The organism is Pseudomonas eutrophicaquae, from assembly GCF_023544715.1.
Lineage (GTDB): Bacteria > Pseudomonadota > Gammaproteobacteria > Pseudomonadales > Pseudomonadaceae > Geopseudomonas.
In genome coordinates, this window is the sequence record NZ_JAMJEZ010000016.1 from 34,627 (window position 1) to 51,871 (window position 17,245).

General features: G+C 66.4%; 17 protein-coding genes and 1 other RNA gene. 4 read left to right on the top strand and 14 right to left on the bottom strand.

Features of this window, described 5'->3' with window-relative positions:
* Positions 1-18 precede the first annotated feature (18 nt).
* The 8 genes from hslV to MXC11_RS08760 form a co-directional block, all read right to left on the bottom strand.
* Complete coding sequence (hslV, locus tag MXC11_RS08725) at positions 19-555, bottom strand: ATP-dependent protease subunit HslV (RefSeq protein WP_250008597.1); 537 nt, start codon at positions 553-555, stop codon at positions 19-21.
* A 112-nt stretch (positions 556-667) separates the two neighbouring features.
* A complete protein-coding gene (locus MXC11_RS08730; RefSeq protein WP_250008608.1) occupies positions 668-1,519 on the bottom strand; it encodes an SPOR domain-containing protein in 852 nt (283 codons plus the stop codon).
* Between the two features lie 4 nt (positions 1,520-1,523).
* Positions 1,524-3,332, bottom strand: coding sequence for an arginine--tRNA ligase (argS, locus tag MXC11_RS08735; protein WP_250008613.1), 1,809 nt, complete (start codon positions 3,330-3,332; stop codon positions 1,524-1,526).
* A 158-nt stretch (positions 3,333-3,490) separates the two neighbouring features.
* Positions 3,491-4,576, bottom strand: coding sequence for a glycine oxidase ThiO (thiO, locus tag MXC11_RS08740; RefSeq protein WP_250008620.1), 1,086 nt, complete (start codon positions 4,574-4,576; stop codon positions 3,491-3,493).
* Between the two features lie 24 nt (positions 4,577-4,600).
* Entirely contained in the window at positions 4,601-5,185 is a 585-nt protein-coding gene (locus MXC11_RS08745; protein ID WP_250008628.1) for a hypothetical protein, read from the bottom strand.
* On the bottom strand, positions 5,182-6,264 hold the full coding sequence (locus MXC11_RS08750; protein ID WP_250008631.1) for a PilW family protein: 1,083 nt from the start codon (positions 6,262-6,264) through the stop codon (positions 5,182-5,184). The genes MXC11_RS08745 and MXC11_RS08750 overlap by 4 nt, the downstream gene beginning before the upstream one ends.
* Positions 6,265-6,843 (bottom strand): PilV family protein, encoded by a 579-nt coding sequence (locus MXC11_RS08755; protein ID WP_250008637.1) that lies wholly within the window; start codon positions 6,841-6,843, stop codon positions 6,265-6,267. It abuts the gene before it with no gap.
* On the bottom strand, positions 6,812-7,204 hold the full coding sequence (locus MXC11_RS08760; RefSeq protein ID WP_250008643.1) for a type IV pilin protein: 393 nt from the start codon (positions 7,202-7,204) through the stop codon (positions 6,812-6,814). Before MXC11_RS08760 ends, MXC11_RS08755 begins: the two co-directional genes overlap by 32 nt.
* 193 nt (positions 7,205-7,397) lie before the next feature.
* Between MXC11_RS08760 and MXC11_RS08765 the strand changes: the two genes are divergently transcribed.
* A complete protein-coding gene (locus tag MXC11_RS08765) occupies positions 7,398-7,919 on the top strand; it encodes a GspH/FimT family pseudopilin (protein ID WP_250008653.1) in 522 nt (173 codons plus the stop codon).
* A 3-nt stretch (positions 7,920-7,922) separates the two neighbouring features.
* Here the strand turns inward: MXC11_RS08765 and ispH are convergent, their stop codons facing one another.
* The 6 genes from ispH to murJ all read right to left on the bottom strand — a co-directional run bounded on the left by ispH (position 7,923) and on the right by murJ (position 15,396).
* Positions 7,923-8,870 carry a 4-hydroxy-3-methylbut-2-enyl diphosphate reductase gene (gene ispH, locus MXC11_RS08770; RefSeq protein ID WP_250008659.1) on the bottom strand — a complete coding sequence of 316 codons (948 nt, stop codon included), beginning with the start codon at positions 8,868-8,870 and terminating at the stop codon, positions 7,923-7,925.
* A 112-nt stretch (positions 8,871-8,982) separates the two neighbouring features.
* On the bottom strand, positions 8,983-9,423 hold the full coding sequence (locus MXC11_RS08775; RefSeq protein WP_250008666.1) for an FKBP-type peptidyl-prolyl cis-trans isomerase: 441 nt from the start codon (positions 9,421-9,423) through the stop codon (positions 8,983-8,985).
* Positions 9,416-9,928 (bottom strand): signal peptidase II, encoded by a 513-nt coding sequence (lspA, locus tag MXC11_RS08780; RefSeq protein ID WP_250008676.1) that lies wholly within the window; start codon positions 9,926-9,928, stop codon positions 9,416-9,418. The genes MXC11_RS08775 and lspA overlap by 8 nt, the downstream gene beginning before the upstream one ends.
* Before the next feature lie 33 nt (positions 9,929-9,961).
* Entirely contained in the window at positions 9,962-12,829 is a 2,868-nt protein-coding gene (gene ileS, locus MXC11_RS08785; RefSeq protein ID WP_250008683.1) for an isoleucine--tRNA ligase, read from the bottom strand.
* A complete protein-coding gene (gene ribF, locus MXC11_RS08790) occupies positions 12,826-13,773 on the bottom strand; it encodes a bifunctional riboflavin kinase/FAD synthetase (RefSeq protein WP_250008691.1) in 948 nt (315 codons plus the stop codon). The genes ileS and ribF overlap by 4 nt, the downstream gene beginning before the upstream one ends.
* 75 nt (positions 13,774-13,848) lie before the next feature.
* A complete protein-coding gene (gene murJ, locus MXC11_RS08795; protein ID WP_250008692.1) occupies positions 13,849-15,396 on the bottom strand; it encodes a murein biosynthesis integral membrane protein MurJ in 1,548 nt (515 codons plus the stop codon).
* A 162-nt stretch (positions 15,397-15,558) separates the two neighbouring features.
* Between murJ and rpsT the strand changes: the two genes are divergently transcribed.
* From rpsT to MXC11_RS08810, 3 genes are all read left to right on the top strand, one after another.
* A complete protein-coding gene (gene rpsT / locus MXC11_RS08800) occupies positions 15,559-15,828 on the top strand; it encodes a 30S ribosomal protein S20 (protein WP_250008698.1) in 270 nt (89 codons plus the stop codon).
* A gap of 147 nt (positions 15,829-15,975) precedes the next feature.
* Positions 15,976-16,327, top strand: a transfer-messenger RNA (tmRNA) gene (gene ssrA, locus MXC11_RS08805).
* Between the two features lie 112 nt (positions 16,328-16,439).
* A complete protein-coding gene (locus MXC11_RS08810) occupies positions 16,440-17,207 on the top strand; it encodes a DUF6538 domain-containing protein (RefSeq protein ID WP_250008705.1) in 768 nt (255 codons plus the stop codon).
* Positions 17,208-17,245: the final 38 nt, after the last annotated feature.

A 17,245-nucleotide genomic window follows, 5' to 3' on the forward strand; every position in this document is an offset into this window, starting at 1 on the left:
CTCCGGGCGACCCCGCGCTTACTGCGCGCAGTCCTGTTCTTCGAGGGTCAGGTTCTGGTTGGTGAACACGCAGATGGAGCCGGCGATGTTCAGCGCCGTTTCGGTGATTTCGCGGGCCGAGAGGTTCGGGTCGCCCTTTTGCAGCAGCGCCAGCGCCGCGGCCTGGGCGAAGCCGCCCCCCGAACCCATGGCGATCAGCCCGTGTTCGGGCTCCACCACATCGCCGTTGCCGGTGATGATCAGCGAGGCGTCCTTGTTAGCCACCGCCAGCATGGCCTCCAGACGGCTGAGGCTGCGGTCGGTACGCCAGTCCTTGGCCAGCTCGACGGCGGCGCGGATCAAATGGCCCTGGTGTTTTTCCAGCTGGCCTTCAAAGCGCTCGAACAGGGTGAAGGCATCGGCGGTGGCACCGGCAAAACCGGCCAGCACCTGGCCGTGATAGAGGCGGCGGACCTTCTTGGCGTTGCCTTTCATCACGGTGTTGCCGAGGGACACCTGGCCGTCACCGCCCATGACGACTTTGCCGTTGCGGCGTACTGAAACGATGGTGGTCAAGGGGGCGATCTCCTGCTGGGAACGAATAAAAGCAATGATGCAGGACGATATGGGGAATGTGGCGCAGCTTTTCAACCGCCGCCCGACCAAGGTCGCAGGCGGCGGTGGGCGCTTAGCGGCGCTGCTGGACCACGCCGTTCAGGCCATTGGTCCCCAGCTGGCGCTGGGCGCTGTCGGCCTGCTGGCGGTTGCCGAACGGGCCGACCACCACGCGGTGCCAGGTCCGGCCATTGACCTGCCCGGATTCGATGCGGGCATCCTGACCGATCAAGAGCAGCCGTGCGCGGGTACTTTCCGCCTGCTCGCGGGTACTGAACGCGCCGGCCTGCACCACAAAGCGCTGATTGCTGCTGGCGGGGGCGGCCGCTGGGGCGGGCGGCGGTGCCGCTGGGCGTGCCGGTGGCGGAGCCGGGGGTGGTGGTGCCGGGCGCGCGGGCGGCGGGCTGACCGGGACCGGTGGCGGGCGCACCGCTGCCACGCTCGGCGCGGGGCTTGCCGGCGGGGCGGTTGTGATGCTCGGCGCCGGTGCGGGTGTCACCGGCAGCGGTGCGGCGGCCGGGGCGGCTGGCGCGGCCGCGGGCAGTGGTGGCGGGGTGCGGCCTTCGAGCAGCGCCTGGGCACGTGCGGCATCCAGCGCGCGCAACTGTTCGGGTGTCGGTGCCGGCGTGCTGGGCGGTTGCTGGCGCTGCGGCGGGTTGTTGACCTGCGACTCCTGCAGCAGCTTGTAGAAATCGTAGCGGGCCGCAGGCGGCTCGCTGGCGGTCTGCGCCGCCGGGGCACTTGCGCGCTTGGCCGCGCTCGGCTCCTCGCGGCCCGGCTCCAGCTGATAGAGGAAGGACGCGAAGGCGGTGATCACCGAGCCGATCCCCAGCCAAGCCCAGGGCGGCAGCGTGCGGCGTTGCGGCGCCGCCGGCTGGGGTCGGCTGGCGCCCCGCGGGCGTGACTTGTGCTTGCGGTTCGCCATGGGCTTACATGCGCTCCAGCGGGCTCAGGCCGAGCAGTTCCAGACCCTGCTTGAGGGTGCGACCGGTCAGCGCAGCGAGGCGCAGGCGGCTCTGCTGCACGGCGGCCTCTTCGGCGGCGAGGATCGGGCAATGCTCGTAGAAGCTGGAGAACAGCCCGGCCAGCTCGTACAGGTAGCTGCACAGCACATGGGGCGTGCCCTTGGCGGCCACGGCGTTGACCACCTCGGCGAACTGAGCGAGCTTGGCGGCCAGCGCCTGCTCGTGTTCGGCTTGGATGGTGATCCGTCCTGGGAGTGCGTCGCTGATCTGTTTGTTCAGTTTGCGGAATATGCTGTGGATTCGGGTAAGTGCGTACAGGAGATAGGGTGCAGTGTTGCCTTCAAAGCTGAGCATCTGCTCGTAGTTGAATATGTAGTCACTGGTGCGGTGCTTGGATAGATCTGCGTACTTAACTGCTCCAATACCTACCGCTTTTGCAATTTCCTTAATGTCACTTTTTCCCATGACGGCAGGTGGAGGGGACTTTTCACGAGAGTGTTCGTGACCAAGTTGCCCGTTTTGAACAACCGTTTTGGGGTTTTTGGTTCTAAGTACTGCTTCTGCCTTTGCCTCGGCCTCGTCGAGCAGGTCGATCAGCTTGACGGTGCCGCCGTCGCGGGTCTTGAACGGCCGGCCATCGGCGCCGTTCATGGTGCCGAAGCCCATGTGCTCCAGCTCCATGCCGGCGTGGACGAAGCCGGCGCGGCGCGCCACCTCGAAGGCCATCTGGAAGTGCAGGGCCTGGCGCTGGTCGACGAAGTACAGCACCCGGTCGGCCTTGAGGGTCTGGCTGCGATAGCGCATCGCCGCCAGGTCGGTGGTGGCGTACAGGTAGCCGCCATCGGCCTTCTGCACGATCACCGGCAGCGGCTTGCCCTCGGCGTTCTGGTACTCGTCCATGAACACGCACTGCGCGCCATCGCTCTCGCTGAGCAGACCTTTGGCCTCCAGCGCGGCAACGATCTGCGGCAGATCGGCGTTGTAGGCGCTTTCGCCGCGCACATCCGCCGGGCCGAGCTGCACGCCCAGACGGTCATAGACCTCCTGGCAGTGGGAGAGGGAAATCTCGTTGAAGCGCTGCCACAGGCGCCGGCATTCGGGATCGCCAGCCTGCAGCTTGACCACCAGGCCGCGGGCGCGGTCGGCGAAGCCTGCGGATTCGTCAAAGCGTTTCTTGGCGGCGCGGTAAAAATGTTCCAGATCGCCGAGGTCCGCGGCGCTGTCCACTGGCTGATCCTGCAGGAAGGCCAGCAGCATGCCGAACTGGGTGCCCCAGTCGCCGACATGGTTCTGGCGGATCACCTCATCGCCGAGAAAGTCCAGTGTGCGGGCCACGGCGTCACCGATGATGGTCGAGCGCAGGTGACCGACGTGCATTTCCTTGGCGAGGTTTGGCGAGGACAGATCGACCACCACGCGCTGCGGCGCTTCCGCTTTGGTGACCCCGAGTTTGGAATCAGCCAGCGCCGCTTCCAGACGCTCGGCCAGGGCGTCGCTGTTCTGGAAGAAGTTGAGAAAACCGGGGCCGGCAATCTCCACCTTGCTCACCGACGGATCGGCGGGCAGCGCGGCGATCAGCTGCTCGGCCAGCTCGCGCGGCTTGCGCCCAGCGGGCTTGGCCAGCATCAGGGCGATGTTGCTGGCGAAGTCGCCGTGGCTCTTGTCCTTGGTGTTTTCCACCTGGATCGCCGGCGTCAGTCCCTCGGGCAGCACCCCCTCGGCGGTCAGGCGGGTCAGGGCTTGCTGGATCAGGTGGCGAATGCTGTCTTTCATCGGTGAGCTCTTGGCGGGCACTGCGTGAAAAACCGCAGATTATCCGCGCCGGGCGGGCCCCGCTTCAAGGGCTGTGGTGATCAAGCGGCGCGCTTGAGCCCATCCGCTGCGCGTACGCACCGGCTGGGTGAGCTATTTGCCGATCACCGCGCGGTCGATCACAGCACCGGCGTGTAGGGCGTTGGATCGACGATCGGCGCTTGCCCGAGCAGCAGGTCGCAGAGGAGCTGGCAGGAAGCCGGGGCCAGTACCAGGCCGTTGCGAAAATGCCCGCAGTTCAGCCACAGCCCGGGGATCGACGCGACCTTGCCAATGAACGGAATGCCCTCGGGGGAGCCCGGCCGTAACCCCGCCCAGTGACCGACCACCTCAGCCTCTGCCAGCGCCGGCAGCAGCGTGGCGGCCGAGGCGCGCAGGCTGTCCAGCGCCTCGGGGGTGGGGGTCTTGTCGAAGCCGGCGTGCTCCAGGGTGCTGCCGATCAGCACATGGCCGTCGCGGCGCGGAATGGCGTAGCGCCCGCCGGCCAGCACCATGGCCGGCAGGAAATTCGGAGCGCACTTGAACAGGATCATCTGGCCCTTGACCGGCACCACCGGCAGGGCAAGGTCTAGCTGTGCCAGCAGCTCCCCGCTCCAGGCGCCGGCAGCGATCACCACTGCGTCGGCGCGCAGCTCGCCCTGGGGGGTGCGCACACCGACCAGACGGCCCTGCTCCAGCACAAAGTCCTCGACCGGGCAGTGCTCTAGCAGTTGTACGTTGTCCAAACGCTGCAGCGCGGCGCGCAGTGCCTTGACCAGCCGCGGATTGCGCACGTTGGCGACATCGGCCAGATGCAGGGCGCGCGCAAAGCCGCCTCCCAGCGCGGGCAGGCGCTCTGCCACCTCGCGGATCGGTACCGGCTGCAGGGGGCGGTGCTGTGCACGGGCCCAGTCCAGCGCCTCGGCCTCATCGTCGAGATCCAGCCAGTACAGGCCGGTGACCTGCACCTCGGGGTCGATGCCGCCTTCCTCGATCAGCTGCTTGCCGAGTGTGGGGTAATAGTCCTGCGACCAGTGCGCCAGCGCTGTCACGGCCGGGCTGTAGCGCCACGGATAGAGCGGCGAGACGATGCCGCCGCCCGCCCAGGACGACTCGCTGCCCAGCGCACCGCGCTCGACCAGGGTCACCCGGCAGCCGGCGCGCGCGAGCAGGCGGGCAGACTGCAGGCCGATGGCACCACCACCGACGATAAGGATATTGCGCATGGACAGACCTCTGCGGGGATCGACTCAGGGGGCTGCAGAGTCTAGCGCGCTTGTCGCGGCATCGGCGGTCGATGGCGCAGAAGAGGGCGCTTCATCCGGCAGTGGGCAGAGGCGCTGACGGAGGGCGCTTGGCAGCCGGCGCCGCTGGATCAGCTGGACCTCGGCGCGGGCTTGCTGGTGCAGGTCGTGGGCGCTGGCCTGCAGCTGCCAGAGGGTCAGCCAGTGGTCGGGAGGGTGGGGGGCGAGTGTGAGCGGCGTGGTGCTGCCCGGTGTGTCTGGCTGATCAGATGCCGGGGGCTCCGACGGTGCGGGGTCGGGATCGGCTCGCAGGCAGAGCGGGGCGGCGAGGGTGATCTGATGGTCAGGCTGGTCATCGCCGTCCAGATCCAGAGTCAGCGCTTGTGGCGGCTGGCCCGGCCAGTCTGTGGCGAGCTGCTGCATCAGGGCCAGCCAGGCGGCGCTCTCGGCCTGCTGGTGCTGCTGCAGATGCTGGACGATCCGCGTCTGGGTGTCGCTGGTGCGCAGGCTGGCGCTGACCGCCAGTGCCATGACCGGCAGCAGCGGCAGGATCAGCAGCATCAGGGTACCGCGCTGCTGGCGCGCGTTCATGGGGCCTGGCGGCGCAGGGCGACGTGCGGCAGCAGCACGCTCAGGCTGTGCAGCTCGCGCAGGCGCGCCCCCGTGCGCTCATCGACCGGGTAGCTGCTGCCGCCCATCTGGTAGCGGCGCTGGCTGCCCGGCAGCGACTCGCGCTGCGCCGCGCGCGCCAACACATGCAGGCGTACGACCACCACCGCCAGCAGCTGATCCGCCGTGCAGCCCTGCAGCGGGCAGCGCACGAACGGGCCTTCGGCGCGGCCATCGCCGCGATAGCGAGCCTGTGAGCGGCCGGCCAGTGGCTGTGGCGCACGCTGATAATCGACGGGTGACCCCTCGGCATCGCGCTGGTCCAGCCCCAGCTCCACCACCAGTTGCTCGATGCCATCGACCAGCGGTTGCAGGTTCCATTCGCTGCCCTCGTTGCCGATGCGCTCGGCGCGCATCAGGGTGTGATCCTGACGCACGAAGTACAGTCGCTCCAGATAGCGATGCAGTGGCGCGGGCGTCTGGCAATCGCGCTGCAGAGCGTCGAAACCGCTGGCGGCGAGCCGGTAATGCCCCCGGGGCTGGCGATGGCAGAGGGCGACCTGCAGGTGCAGGCGTGCATTGCCGACGCCGCTGCTGGGCTGCGCCTCGACATGCCGCACCAGCAGGATATCGCTGCCGGCCTTGTGCTGGCGCAGCAGACTCTCGCAACCGGCCGGCACGGCGGCAAAGCTCTGCAGCGGCATGCGCAGGCGGTTGTCCTGCTCATCGGCGGACCACTGAGCAAACGGCAGGCAGGGCGTGGGCGGCTGGAGGCGCTGTGGGTAGCCGGTCAATGGCTGACGTGCGTAGGGGTTGTCATGCTCGGGCAGAAAACTCGCCCAGAAACCGGCCTGCCGGCTGCTGGAGGCCAGGCTGTGCAGGGCAAAGCGAGCGCTTTCACTGACCAGCGCGCTGCGCTCCAGGGCGGCCTGGTTGCGACGCACCTCGAGCAGCAGTTGCAGCGCCGCCGCGCCCAATAGCAGGCCGAGGGTGGTGGCCAGCAGCAGCTCGAGGAGGCTCAGGCCATGCTGGCGCCTTTGCAGTGGGTGAGGGCGGCGCATTCAGGTTGGCCCCGGCAGGCGCCGGCTGATCACCCGCCGGCAGCGATCAGCGCTGCAATGCGCCGGTCCATCGTACTGGCCAAGGCCGCAACTCAGACTGACGGCAGGGGCCTCCAGCGCCAGCCCGCTCTGCCAAGCGATGCTGATCCGGTAAGCGCCCTCCGCCAGCCGCTCGATGCAGCCCCGTGCGCCATTCAGGCCGGCCAGCGGCTGCCAGTGATTGTCCTGCTGCTGCAGGACAGCATGGCCCTGTAGCCGCCGGCACCAGTCATATAAGTCGTGAGAAGCCGCGCTGATGCCGGGGGCCGGGCAGTCGCCGCTGCCAAGGCCTGCGGTCGGCGTCAGGTAGGCGGATAGGGGCGATGAGGTGGCAAGCAAACGCTGCTGTAGGTCATCCAGCAGACGCAGGGCGTGGGCGTGCTGGCTGGACTCCAGCTCAGCCTGGCGGGCGTGCGCCTGCAGCAGCGCCAGGCCGACGATGCTCAGGGTCATCAGACTGCTGGCCACCAACAGCTCGATCAAGGCCACGCCCCGCTGGCGGTGTGGCTTACCACCGATCGGGTGGCGTGCGCTGGCCATCACTGCCAAGGCTCAGGGGGGCATCGGCAAACTGGGCACTGCCGGGGCGAGGGGTGAAGTACAGCGTGTAGGCGGGCGGTGTGCTGCTCAGGCTCAGGCGGTAGGCATAGAGCGGCTGCAGGGCATCCGGCAGCTGGTAGCCGCTGGCCTCGAGCTGCTCCTGGGAGGCATAGCGGCCCTGGGTGAGCAGAAACTGCTGCTGGCGGCTGGCGATTTCCAGCATCTGGGCCTGGGCGCTCAGGCGGTGACTGCGTACCCGGTGCTCCTGATAGCTCGGCCAGCCGAGGACGGCCAGCAGGCTGGTCACGGTCAGGACCACGACCAGCTCGATCAGGGTGAAACCATCCATCCGCTGCAGCATCGCGATTTGCCCTCCCGGCAAAAGTTCCCTCTGCCGGTGCAGTGTGCCTGCGATGCGCGTGGTGAAACGGGGCGTGGTCGAGCAACCGGTCGCGATCCAGGTCGCAGTTTTGCGGTTTGCGCGGGCCGTCGACTGGCCGCTGTGCCGGCAGCCACTAGGCTGCCCAGAGGCCAGAATGCCTCACGGGAGTCTGATGATGGGATTCAAGGGACAGTGCGCCGGGTTTACCTTGCTGGAGACCCTGCTGGTGATGGCGGTGCTGGGGCTGCTGGTGACGCTGGGCGCGCCCCAGCTGCAGCACCTCTGGCACACCCAGCAGATGTACAGCGCCTTCTGGCAACTGCAGCAGGATCTGAATCTAGCCCGTCACGCGGCGGTCAGCGAGCGGCGTCCGGTGCTGCTGGGGGCGCATGCCGAGGGCTGGCAGGCCGGCTGGGTGATGTTCGTCGATCACAATCGCAACGGCCGCTGGGATGACGGCGAGCGCCAGCTCGGCCACGGTGCAGCGCTGCGTGGTGTGCTGCTGCGCGGGAATGCGCCGGTCAGCCAGTATGTGCGCTTCATGCCGCATGGCGGCACGGAACTGCTGGGCGGTGGCTTTCAGGCCGGCACCCTGACCCTCTGCCATGCCAGCGGCCGGCAGCCGATCCGCCGGCTGGTAATCAGCGCCAGTGGCCGCCTGCGCAGCGAGCAGGGCGAGGCCGGCCACTGCTGAGGCTCAGTCGCGGGCGATCAGGCGCAGCTCGCGGGGCATTGAGAAGGTGATGTTCTCCTCGCGGCCTGCCAGTTCCTGCACATCGCTCACCCCCCATTCGCGCAGCTGGCGGATCACCGCCTGCACCAGCACTTCCGGAGCTGAGGCACCGGCGGTGATGCCGATGCGCTGCACACCGTCCAGCCAGGGGCGCTGCAGGTCCTCGGCGCCATCGATCAGGTAAGCCCGGCAGCCCATGCGCTCGGCCAGCTCGCGCAGGCGGTTGGAGTTGGAGCTGTTCGGGCTGCCGACCACCAGCAGCAGGTCGCAGCCTTCGGCCAGCTGTTTGACCGCGTCCTGGCGGTTTTGCGTGGCGTAGCAGATGTCGCTCTTGCGCGGACCCTGAATGGCCGGGAAGCGCGCGCGCAGGGCGTCGATCACCCGCGCGGTGTCATCCATCGACAGGGTGGTCTGAGTCACGTAGGAGAGCGCCTGCGGGTTGCGCACCTCAAGGCGCGCGACATCTGCTTCGTCTTCGACCAGATAGATCGCCCCACCGTTGCCGGTGTGGTACTGGCCCATGGTGCCTTCCACCTCGGGGTGGCCGGCATGGCCGATCAGGATGCACTCCTGGCCATCCTGGCTGTAACGGGCCACCTCCAGATGCACCTTGGTGACCAGCGGGCAGGTGGCGTCGAAGACCTTGAGGCCGCGCCGCTCGGCTTCCTCGCGTACCGCCAGCGAGACACCGTGGGCGCTGAAGATGACGATGCTGCCATCGGGCACCTGGTCGAGCTCCTCGACAAACACCGCGCCACGCTGGCGCAGGTCCTCGACGACGAACTTGTTGTGCACCACTTCATGGCGGACGTGGATCGGTGGGCCGAACACCTCAAGGGCGCGGTTGACGATCTCGATGGCACGGTCGACGCCGGCGCAGAAGCCGCGGGGATTGGCGAGGGTGATTTGCATGGCTGTTCTCGACACGCGCAAGAAAATGAAACATCAGCGGAAGGCCTGGCGGCCCTCCGCGCGGGCGGTGGATAACGCGGATGCGGTTATCCACCAGCGCCGAAATCGCCAATCAGGCCGGCTGCACGTCGACGATATCCACCTCGAAGGTCAGCAGCTTGCCGGCCAGCGGGTGGTTGAAGTCGATGGTCACCTGGGCGTCATCGAAGGCCTTGACCACCCCGGGCAGTTCGGTGTTGGCCGCATCGTTGAAGATGATCAGCAGGCCTTCGGACAGCTCCATGCCTTCGAAATTGCTGCGTGGCATCACCTGTACGTTCTGCGGGTTGGGCTGGCCGAAGCCCTGCTCGGGAGCAATCGCCAGCGCGCGCTTGTCACCGGCCTTCAGGCCATAGAGGGCCTGCTCGAAGCCCGGCAGCAGGTTGCCATCGCCCACGGTGAAGGTGGCCGGTGCCTTGCCTTCGGTGCTGTCGACCACCTCGCCCGATTCCAGCTTGATGGCGAAGTGCAGGGTTACCTGACGGTCAGGGCCGATACGCTGTGCTTCAGTCATTGCGCTCTCCGCTTTGCTCGGTTTTCTCGGATTTGAACATGTCCACCGCCAGCAGCAGCGCCCCGACACTGATCGCGCAGTCGGCGATGTTGAAGGCCGGGAAGTACCAGCGATGCTGCCAGTGGACCAGGATGAAATCGATCACATGGCCATAAGCCACGCGATCGAACAGGTTGCCCAGCGCACCGCCCAGCACCAGTGCCAGCCCGAGGGCCAGCCAGCTCTGGCCGCGGCGCGGCAGACGCTTGAGCCAGACCAGCAGCACGGCGCTGACACCGACCGCGACCAGGGCGAAGAACCAGCGCTGCCAGCCGCCGTGCTCGGCGAGGAAGCTGAACGCGGCGCCGGTGTTGTAGGTCAGCGTCCAGGCGAAGTAGCCGGGAATCACCTCGATCTGCTGATAGAGGCTGAGCCAGCCCTCAAAGTGCAGCTTGCTGAGCTGATCGAGGACAAAGACCAGCACGCTCAGCCACAGCCAGGGCAGGGCAGAGGGGCGGGCGCTCATCTCACGCCCCCGCAGGGCAGGCCGTGACGGCGATCAGGCATAGTGACGCACCTCGCCTTCGCCCTCGACGTTGTCCACGCAGCGCCCGCACAGCTCGGGGTGTTCGGCGTGGCTGCCGACATCCTCGCGCAGGTGCCAGCAACGCGCGCACTTGGCGTGTGCCGACTTGACCACCCGCAGCTTGAGGCCGGGCAGCTCGCTGTCCACCGCATCGGCAGGCGCTGTGCTGAGTGGCGCCAGGGTGGCGGCGGAGGTGATCAGCACAAAGCGCAGCTCATCACCGAGGCGCGCCAGCTTGTCGGTCAGCGCCTCTTCGGCGTACAGGGTGATTTCGGCCTGCAGGCTGCCGCCGAGGGTCTTGGCGTTGCGCTGGTTCTCCAGTTCCTTGTTGACCGCGGCCTTGACCGCCATCGCTTCGGCCCAGAATTCGCGGCCCAGCGGTTCGGCGGCATCCAGTTCGAACAGGCCGTCGTACCAGGTGTTGAGGAACACCGATTCGTTGCGCTCGCCCGGCAGGTACTGCCAGATTTCCTCGGCGGTGAAGGCGAGGATCGGCGCGATCCAGCGCACCAGCGCCTCGGCGATGTGGAACAGCGCGCTCTGGCAGGAGCGCCGCGCCACGCTGTCGGCGGCGGTGGTGTACTGGCGGTCCTTGATGATGTCGAGGTAGAAGCCGCCCAGCTCCTGCACGCAGAAGTTGTGCACCCGCGAGTAGACGTTCCAGAAGCGGTACTGCTCGTAGGCCTCGGTCAGTTCGTTCTGCAGCTGCGCGGCGGCGTCTACCGCCCAGCGGTCCAGCGCCAGCATCTCGCTGGGCGGCAGCAGGTCGGTGGCCGGGTTGAAGCCGCTGAGGTTGGAGAGCAGGAAGCGCATGGTGTTACGGATCCGCCGGTAGGCGTCGGCGCTGCGCTGCAGGATCTGCTTGGAGACCGCCATCTCGCCGGAGTAATCGGTGGCCGAGACCCACAGGCGCAGGATGTCGGCGCCCATGCTGTCGGTGACTTCCTGCGGCATGATCACGTTGCCCAGCGACTTGGACATCTTGCGGCCGTTCTCATCGACCACAAAACCGTGGGTCAGCAAGCCGCGGTACGGCGCGTGGCCGTCGATCGCCGCACCGGTCAGCAAGGAGGAGTGGAACCAGCCGCGGTGCTGGTCGGAGCCTTCCAGGTACAGGTCGGCGCGCGGACCCTGCTCGTGACCCATCGGGTGCGAGCCGCGCATCACGTGCCAGTGGGTGGTGCCGGAGTCGAACCACACATCCAGGGTGTCGCTGATCTTCTCGTAGTCGACTGCTTCGGCGCCGAGCAGCTCGGCGGCGTCCAGCTTGAACCAAGCCTCGATGCCTTCCTGCTCGACACGCTGGGCGACCAGCTCCATCAGCTCGGCCGTGCGCGGGTGCAGCTCGCCGCTTTCCTTGTGCAGGAAGAACGGGATCGGCACACCCCAGTTGCGCTGGCGCGAGATGCACCAGTCCGGGCGATTGGCGATCATCGCGTGCAGGCGCGGCTTGCCCCAGCCGGGGAAAAATTCGGTCTGCTCGATGGCGGCCAGCGCGCGCTCGCGCAGGGTGGCGCCCTGCTCAGGCTGCGTGTCCATGCCGACGAACCACTGCGCGGTGGCGCGGTAGATCAGTGGGGTCTTGTGCCGCCAGCAGTGCATGTAGCTGTGCTGGATGCCTTCGTGCTTGAGCAGCGCACCGGCGGCTTCCAGCGCGGTGACGATCTGCGCATTGGCTTTCCAGATGAATTGGCCGCCGAACAGCGGCAGATCCTTCACATAGACGCCGTTGCTCTGCACCGGGTTGAGGATCTCGTCGTTCTGCATGCCGTGCTGCTTGCAGGAGCGGAAGTCGTCCTCGCCATAGGCCGGCGCCGAGTGGACGATGCCGGTACCGGCGCCCAGTTCGACGTACTCGGCCAGGTACACCGGCGACAGGCGGCGGTAGCTGTAGGGGCTGTCCAGACCTTCGGCGCTGTCATGCAGTGGGTGACGGAAGCGGATCAGCTCCAGCGCCGCGCCCTTGGTGGTGGCGAGCACTTCACCTTCCAGGCCATAGCGCTGCAGGCAGGACTCGACCAGCTCGGCGGCCAGCACCAGCAGGCGCGCGCCGGTGTCGACCAGCGCGTAGTCGAATTCGGGGTGGACGTTGAGCGCCTGGTTGGCCGGGATGGTCCAGGGTGTGGTGGTCCAGATCACGATGGCCGCTGGTTTGGTCAGCAACTCCAGGCCGAAGGCGGCGGCCAGCTTGTCAGCGTCCTCGATGGCGAAGGCCACATCAATGGCGTCGGACTTCTTGTCCTGATACTCCACCTCGGCCTCGGCCAGCGCCGAGCCGCAGTCGAAGCACCAGTTGACCGGCTTGAGGCCCTTGAACACGAAGCCAGCCTTGACCATCTCGGCCAGCGCGCGAATCTCGCCGGCTTCGTTGGCAAAGCTCATGGTCTTGTAGGGATTATCCCAGTCGCCCAGCACGCCGAGGCGGATGAAGTCGGCCTTCTGGCCCTCGACCTGCTCGCCGGCGTAGTCGCGGCACAGTTCGCGGGTCTTGTCGGCCGGCAGGTTCTTGCCGTGGGTGACTTCAACCTTGTGCTCGATCGGCAGGCCATGGCAGTCCCAGCCCGGCACATAGGGCGCATCAAAACCCGCCAGGGTGCGCGAGCGGATGATGATGTCCTTGAGGATCTTGTTGACCGCGTGACCAATGTGGATGTTGCCGTTGGCGTAGGGCGGGCCATCGTGCAGGACGAACTTCGGCCGGTTCTCGCCCAGGGCGCGCAGCTTGGCGTACAGGTCGATGTCCTGCCAGTACTGGAGGGTTTGCGGCTCGCGCTGCGGCAGCCCGGCTTTCATCGGGAATGCCGTGTCCGGCAGATTCAGGGTCGCTTTGTAGTCGGTCATCTCGGGTTCTCTAACGGTTGACCCTGCCAGTGGGCACGGGCGGCGGCGATGTCGGCAGTGATCGCCGTCTTCAGTGCCTCCAGGGAGGCGAATCGTTGTTCGTCGCGCAGCTTGCGGTGGAACTGCACGCACAGGCGGCGACCGTAAAGATCGCCGGCAAAATCCAGTAGGTGAACTTCCAGATGGGCGCGGCCATCGCCTTTTACGCTCGGGCGGGTGCCGATGTTGGCCACCCCTGGCCAGTGCCGCCCGGCCAGTTCGACGCTGACCAGATACACGCCCTGCAGCGCCGGGAGCAGGCGATTGAGCTGTACGTTGGCGGTCGGTGCGCCCAGGGTGCGGCCGAGCTTCTGTCCGTGCAGGATGCGACCCTGAATGGCGTAGGGGCGTCCGAGCAGCACCTTGGCGGCGGCAAAGTCGCCCGCGGCCAGGCATTCGCGCACCCGCGTGCTGCTGATGCGCCGGCCATCCAGCAGGATGGTGCTGGCCGACTCGACGCTGAAACCGGCCTGGCGACCGGCCTCGACCAGCAGGCGAAAGTCGCCGCGCCGGTCGCAGCCAAAGCGAAAGTCATCGCCGACTTCCAGATGCGCCACGCCCAGCCCCTCGATCAGCACCTGCTGGATGAACTGATCGGCCGACAGCTCGCGCAGGCGAGGGTTGAAGCTCAGGCACAGCACCCGGTCGATGCCCAAGGCCCGCAGCAGTTCGAGCTTCTCGCGCAGGCTGCTGAGCCGCGCCGGCGCTTGCGCCGGGGTGAAGAACTCGCGAGGTTGCGGCTCGAACAGCACCACACAGCTGGGCAGGCCCGCCTGTTGCGCGCGCTCGCGCAGGCGCGCCAGCACGCCCTGGTGGCCGCGATGTACACCGTCGAAATTGCCAATGGTGGCAACACAGCCCCGGTGACAGGGCCGCAGGTTATGGAGACCTCGGACCAGTTGCATAGCACGCATCTTGCTCGAAAGGGCGCCGATTATACCCATGCGCAGGCAGCAGGCGTAGGGCTGTTTGGCCCGGCCTCAGCGGCGCAGGTGGCGCAGCCGCAGGCCCAGCAGCAGCAGGGTGGCGACGAAAACCGCGATCCCCGCGCCGACCAGCACAGCCAGCTGCTGGGCGCGTTGCTGCCAGTCCCAGGCGAACCACTCGGCTGAGGGCGCATTCAGCCAGAAGATCAGCGCGGCCATCGCCGCACAGGCCAGCCCCAGACGCAGACTGAACAGTGCCCAACCGGCCGCCGGGGTGTAGATGCCCAGCCGGTACAGACCCCAGAACAGCAGCGCGGTGTTGAGCATCGAGGACAGCGAGGTGGCCAGCGCCAGGCCGGCGTGTTCGAGCGGCCAGATCAGCAGCAGGTTGAGCGCCATGTTGGCGATCATGCACTGAATGGCGATGCGCACCGGGGTCTTCATGTCCTGACGGGCAAAGTAGCCGGGCGCCAGTACCTTGATCAGCATGAAGGTCAGCACCCCCAGCGCGTAAGCCTCCAGCGCCTTGGCCGCCTGCAGCACATCGCGCTCGGTCATCGCGCCGTAGTGGAACAGGCTGGCAATCAGCGGCTCGGACAGGATCGCCAACGCCAGCGCCGCCGGCACGCCGACCAGCAGCACCATGCGCAGTGCCCAGTCGAGGGTCGCCGAGAAGGCCTTGGGGTCATCGCTGGCATGCTGGCGCGACAGGCTGGGCAGGATCACCGTGCCGATGGCGATGCCGAAGGCGCCCAGCGGCAGCTCGGAGAGGCGGTCGGCGTAATACAGCCAGGACACGCTGCCGGTCTGCAGGAAGGAGGCCAGCACCGTGTCCAGCAGCAGGTTGATCTGGCTGACCGACACCCCGAACAGCGCCGGGACCATCAGGGTCAGGATGCGCTTGACCCCCTCATCGCCCCGCCGTACACGCGGCACCGGCAGCAGGCGCATGCGGGCCAGGAAGGGCAGCTGGAACAGCAGCTGGGCGAGACCGGCGATGAATACGCCCCAGGCCAGTGCCATGACCGGCTGCTCCAGGTAGGGGCTGAGCAGCACGGCCGAGCCGATCATGCAGACATTCAGTAGCACCGGGGTGAACGCTGGTACCGCAAAGCGTCCATAACTGTTGAGGATCGCCCCGCAGAAGGCGGTCAGCGAGATCAGCAGCAGGTAGGGAAAGGTGATGCGCAGCAGGTCACCGGCCAGCGCGAGCTTTTCGGTATCACCATGAAAGCCCGGCGCGAACAGCATGACCAGATACGGCGAGGCGATCACGCCAAGGGCCGTGAGCGCGGTCAGCACCAGCCCGAGCGTGCCGGCGACGTGGTCGACCAGCTGCTTGACCTCGGCCAGTGAGCGCCGCGTGCGGTACTCCGACAGCACCGGCACGAAGGCCTGGGCGAAGGCGCCCTCGGCAAACAGGCGACGCAGGAAGTTGGGAATCTTGAAGGCCACGAAAAAGGCATCGGCCGCGGATCCTGAGCCAAAGTAGCCGGCCACCACCATATCGCGCACCATGCCCAGCACCCGCGAGAGCAGGGTCATCACGCTGACGACTGCACTGGAACGCAACAGACCGCCTTTGCTCGACTCGCCAGACATGCTTTAATCCCCGCCCCTGAAAGGCCGGCGAGTGTAAGCCAGTGCCCACCTGGCCGGCCAGCGATCCCCCCATGCTGCATCAGCGCTTGACAACCGGAGTCGGTGTCGGCAAGATTCGCGGCCTTATTTATTTGGTATTCCCAGTTTCCGAGGAGCTCGACGGTGGCCAACTCCCCCTCCGCCAAAAAACGTGCCAGACAGGCTGAGAAGCGTCGCAGCCACAATGCCAGCCTGCGCTCGATGGTGCGTACCTACATCAAGAACGTAGTCAAGGCCATCGACGCCAAAGACGTCGCCAAGGCCCAGGCTGCTTACACTGCAGCTGTCCCGGTCATCGACCGTATGGCTGACAAGGGCATCATCCACAAGAACAAGGCTGCTCGTCACAAGAGCCGTCTGAACGCGCACATCAAGGCGCTGGTTCAGGCTTAATCCTGTTCTGTGCAAAAGACCGGCTTCGGCCGGTTTTTTGTTGCCTGCAGGAAAGGGACGAGCGGTTGCTGTATGTCTGTACAAGTCATTTGACTTGTCCGGGCATTGGCGTAAACTGCGCGCCAAGCCAAACAAGCTGCTGATTCTGGGGCCGATCAGGATTCGACGCCGGTAACAAAACTTGAGGGGCATGCCGAGTGGGTAACAGAACTCGTAAATCCACTGTTACAACTTTATAGTTGCCAACGACGACAACTACGCTCTGGCGGCTTAATGCCCCAGCAGTCTCTAGGGGATGCCTGTAAACCCAAAAAGACTGTCAGATAGAACAGGATCGTCGCCAAGTTCGCTGTAGACGTAACGACTAAAACTTATACAGCTCGCCCAAAGCACCCTGCCCGTCGGGCGGCAATGGGTTAACTCAATAGACTGGGATAAGCATGTAGAACCGATAGCGGAGAGCTGGCGGACGGGGGTTCAAATCCCCCCGGCTCCACCATCACAAGCGCAGAGCCCCGGATTCCGGGGCTTTGTGCTATCTGGACCTGCCATTTTCGGCAGGTGCGCCACTGACAGGTCACACCGACGTGGGGCATCGACAGGTGCCCAGTATGAAACCTGCCCCTTCCTACCTGACCCGGAACCGCCACGGAACCTTCTACTTCCGCATGGTGATCCCTGCCCCGTTGCGCCCGCTGGTCAACGGCAAGCGAGAGGTCCGGCGCTCCCTGAAAACTGATAGCCAAAGGCTGGCACTCAAGCGTGCCCGGTTGCATGCTGTGCGGTTCGAATCAGTCTTTGACAGGGTGTTGGCTGTGGTTTCGCGAGACGATGATGTAGAGCTGTCCCTTAAGTATGCGGATGACCTGGACCTGCTGGAGCTGCAGACCTCGGGAGGCTACGGCAGCCCGCCAGAGTCGAAAGCAGAGCCGGAGCCAGCGCTTACCGATGCCGAGCTAGAGGAGCGCCAGCGCCAGCACTGCATTGCCGAGCTACTGGAAGGCAGGTACGACCGCCCAATTCGGCCAGAGCTTGACCCGCTCGCACAGAAGCTGCTGGAGCTTTCGCGCTCCTACCAGCCGACCGAGCTGCGGCAGGTGTTGCCCAGACTACGGGATGAACTGGTGAAGGCCAGCCTTGTACCTGCTGGGGCTGTAGCCGTAGCGGAGCAAGCGGCAGCTGCGAAGCCCAGCTATGACCCGGAGATGGCGGGGTGGACGCTGTACCAGGTGTGGGAGCACAGGTTGGCAGGCTTAAGGGCTGACCCATCCCAAGAGGGCGGGGAAGCGGATCATGCCGGCTCTTGGGAGCGGGCGGAGCGCGCTGCCCGTGCCGCCACAGTGAACCGCCCCGGCTTTCCCGGAGGCTCCAACCTTTGAGAGGATGGAGCCATGAAGAAATCCACCAAGTACTCCCC

Coding starts and splice junctions, on each gene's coding strand:
- MXC11_RS08755 (WP_250008637.1), bottom strand. CDS start 6,843: ATGGCCAGCGCACGCCACCCGATCGGTGGTAAGCCACACCGCCAGCGG.
- MXC11_RS08750 (WP_250008631.1), bottom strand. CDS start 6,264: ATGCGCCGCCCTCACCCACTGCAAAGGCGCCAGCATGGCCTGAGCCTC.
- thiO (WP_250008620.1), bottom strand. CDS start 4,576: ATGCGCAATATCCTTATCGTCGGTGGTGGTGCCATCGGCCTGCAGTCT.
- murJ (WP_250008692.1), bottom strand. CDS start 15,396: ATGTCTGGCGAGTCGAGCAAAGGCGGTCTGTTGCGTTCCAGTGCAGTC.
- MXC11_RS08775 (WP_250008666.1), bottom strand. CDS start 9,423: ATGACTGAAGCACAGCGTATCGGCCCTGACCGTCAGGTAACCCTGCAC.
- MXC11_RS08810 (WP_250008705.1), top strand. CDS start 16,440: ATGAAACCTGCCCCTTCCTACCTGACCCGGAACCGCCACGGAACCTTC.
- MXC11_RS08760 (WP_250008643.1), bottom strand. CDS start 7,204: ATGCTGCAGCGGATGGATGGTTTCACCCTGATCGAGCTGGTCGTGGTC.
- lspA (WP_250008676.1), bottom strand. CDS start 9,928: ATGAGCGCCCGCCCCTCTGCCCTGCCCTGGCTGTGGCTGAGCGTGCTG.
- ileS (WP_250008683.1), bottom strand. CDS start 12,829: ATGACCGACTACAAAGCGACCCTGAATCTGCCGGACACGGCATTCCCG.
- MXC11_RS08745 (WP_250008628.1), bottom strand. CDS start 5,185: ATGAACGCGCGCCAGCAGCGCGGTACCCTGATGCTGCTGATCCTGCCG.
- ribF (WP_250008691.1), bottom strand. CDS start 13,773: ATGCAACTGGTCCGAGGTCTCCATAACCTGCGGCCCTGTCACCGGGGC.
- argS (WP_250008613.1), bottom strand. CDS start 3,332: ATGAAAGACAGCATTCGCCACCTGATCCAGCAAGCCCTGACCCGCCTG.
- MXC11_RS08730 (WP_250008608.1), bottom strand. CDS start 1,519: ATGGCGAACCGCAAGCACAAGTCACGCCCGCGGGGCGCCAGCCGACCC.
- ispH (WP_250008659.1), bottom strand. CDS start 8,870: ATGCAAATCACCCTCGCCAATCCCCGCGGCTTCTGCGCCGGCGTCGAC.
- MXC11_RS08765 (WP_250008653.1), top strand. CDS start 7,398: ATGATGGGATTCAAGGGACAGTGCGCCGGGTTTACCTTGCTGGAGACC.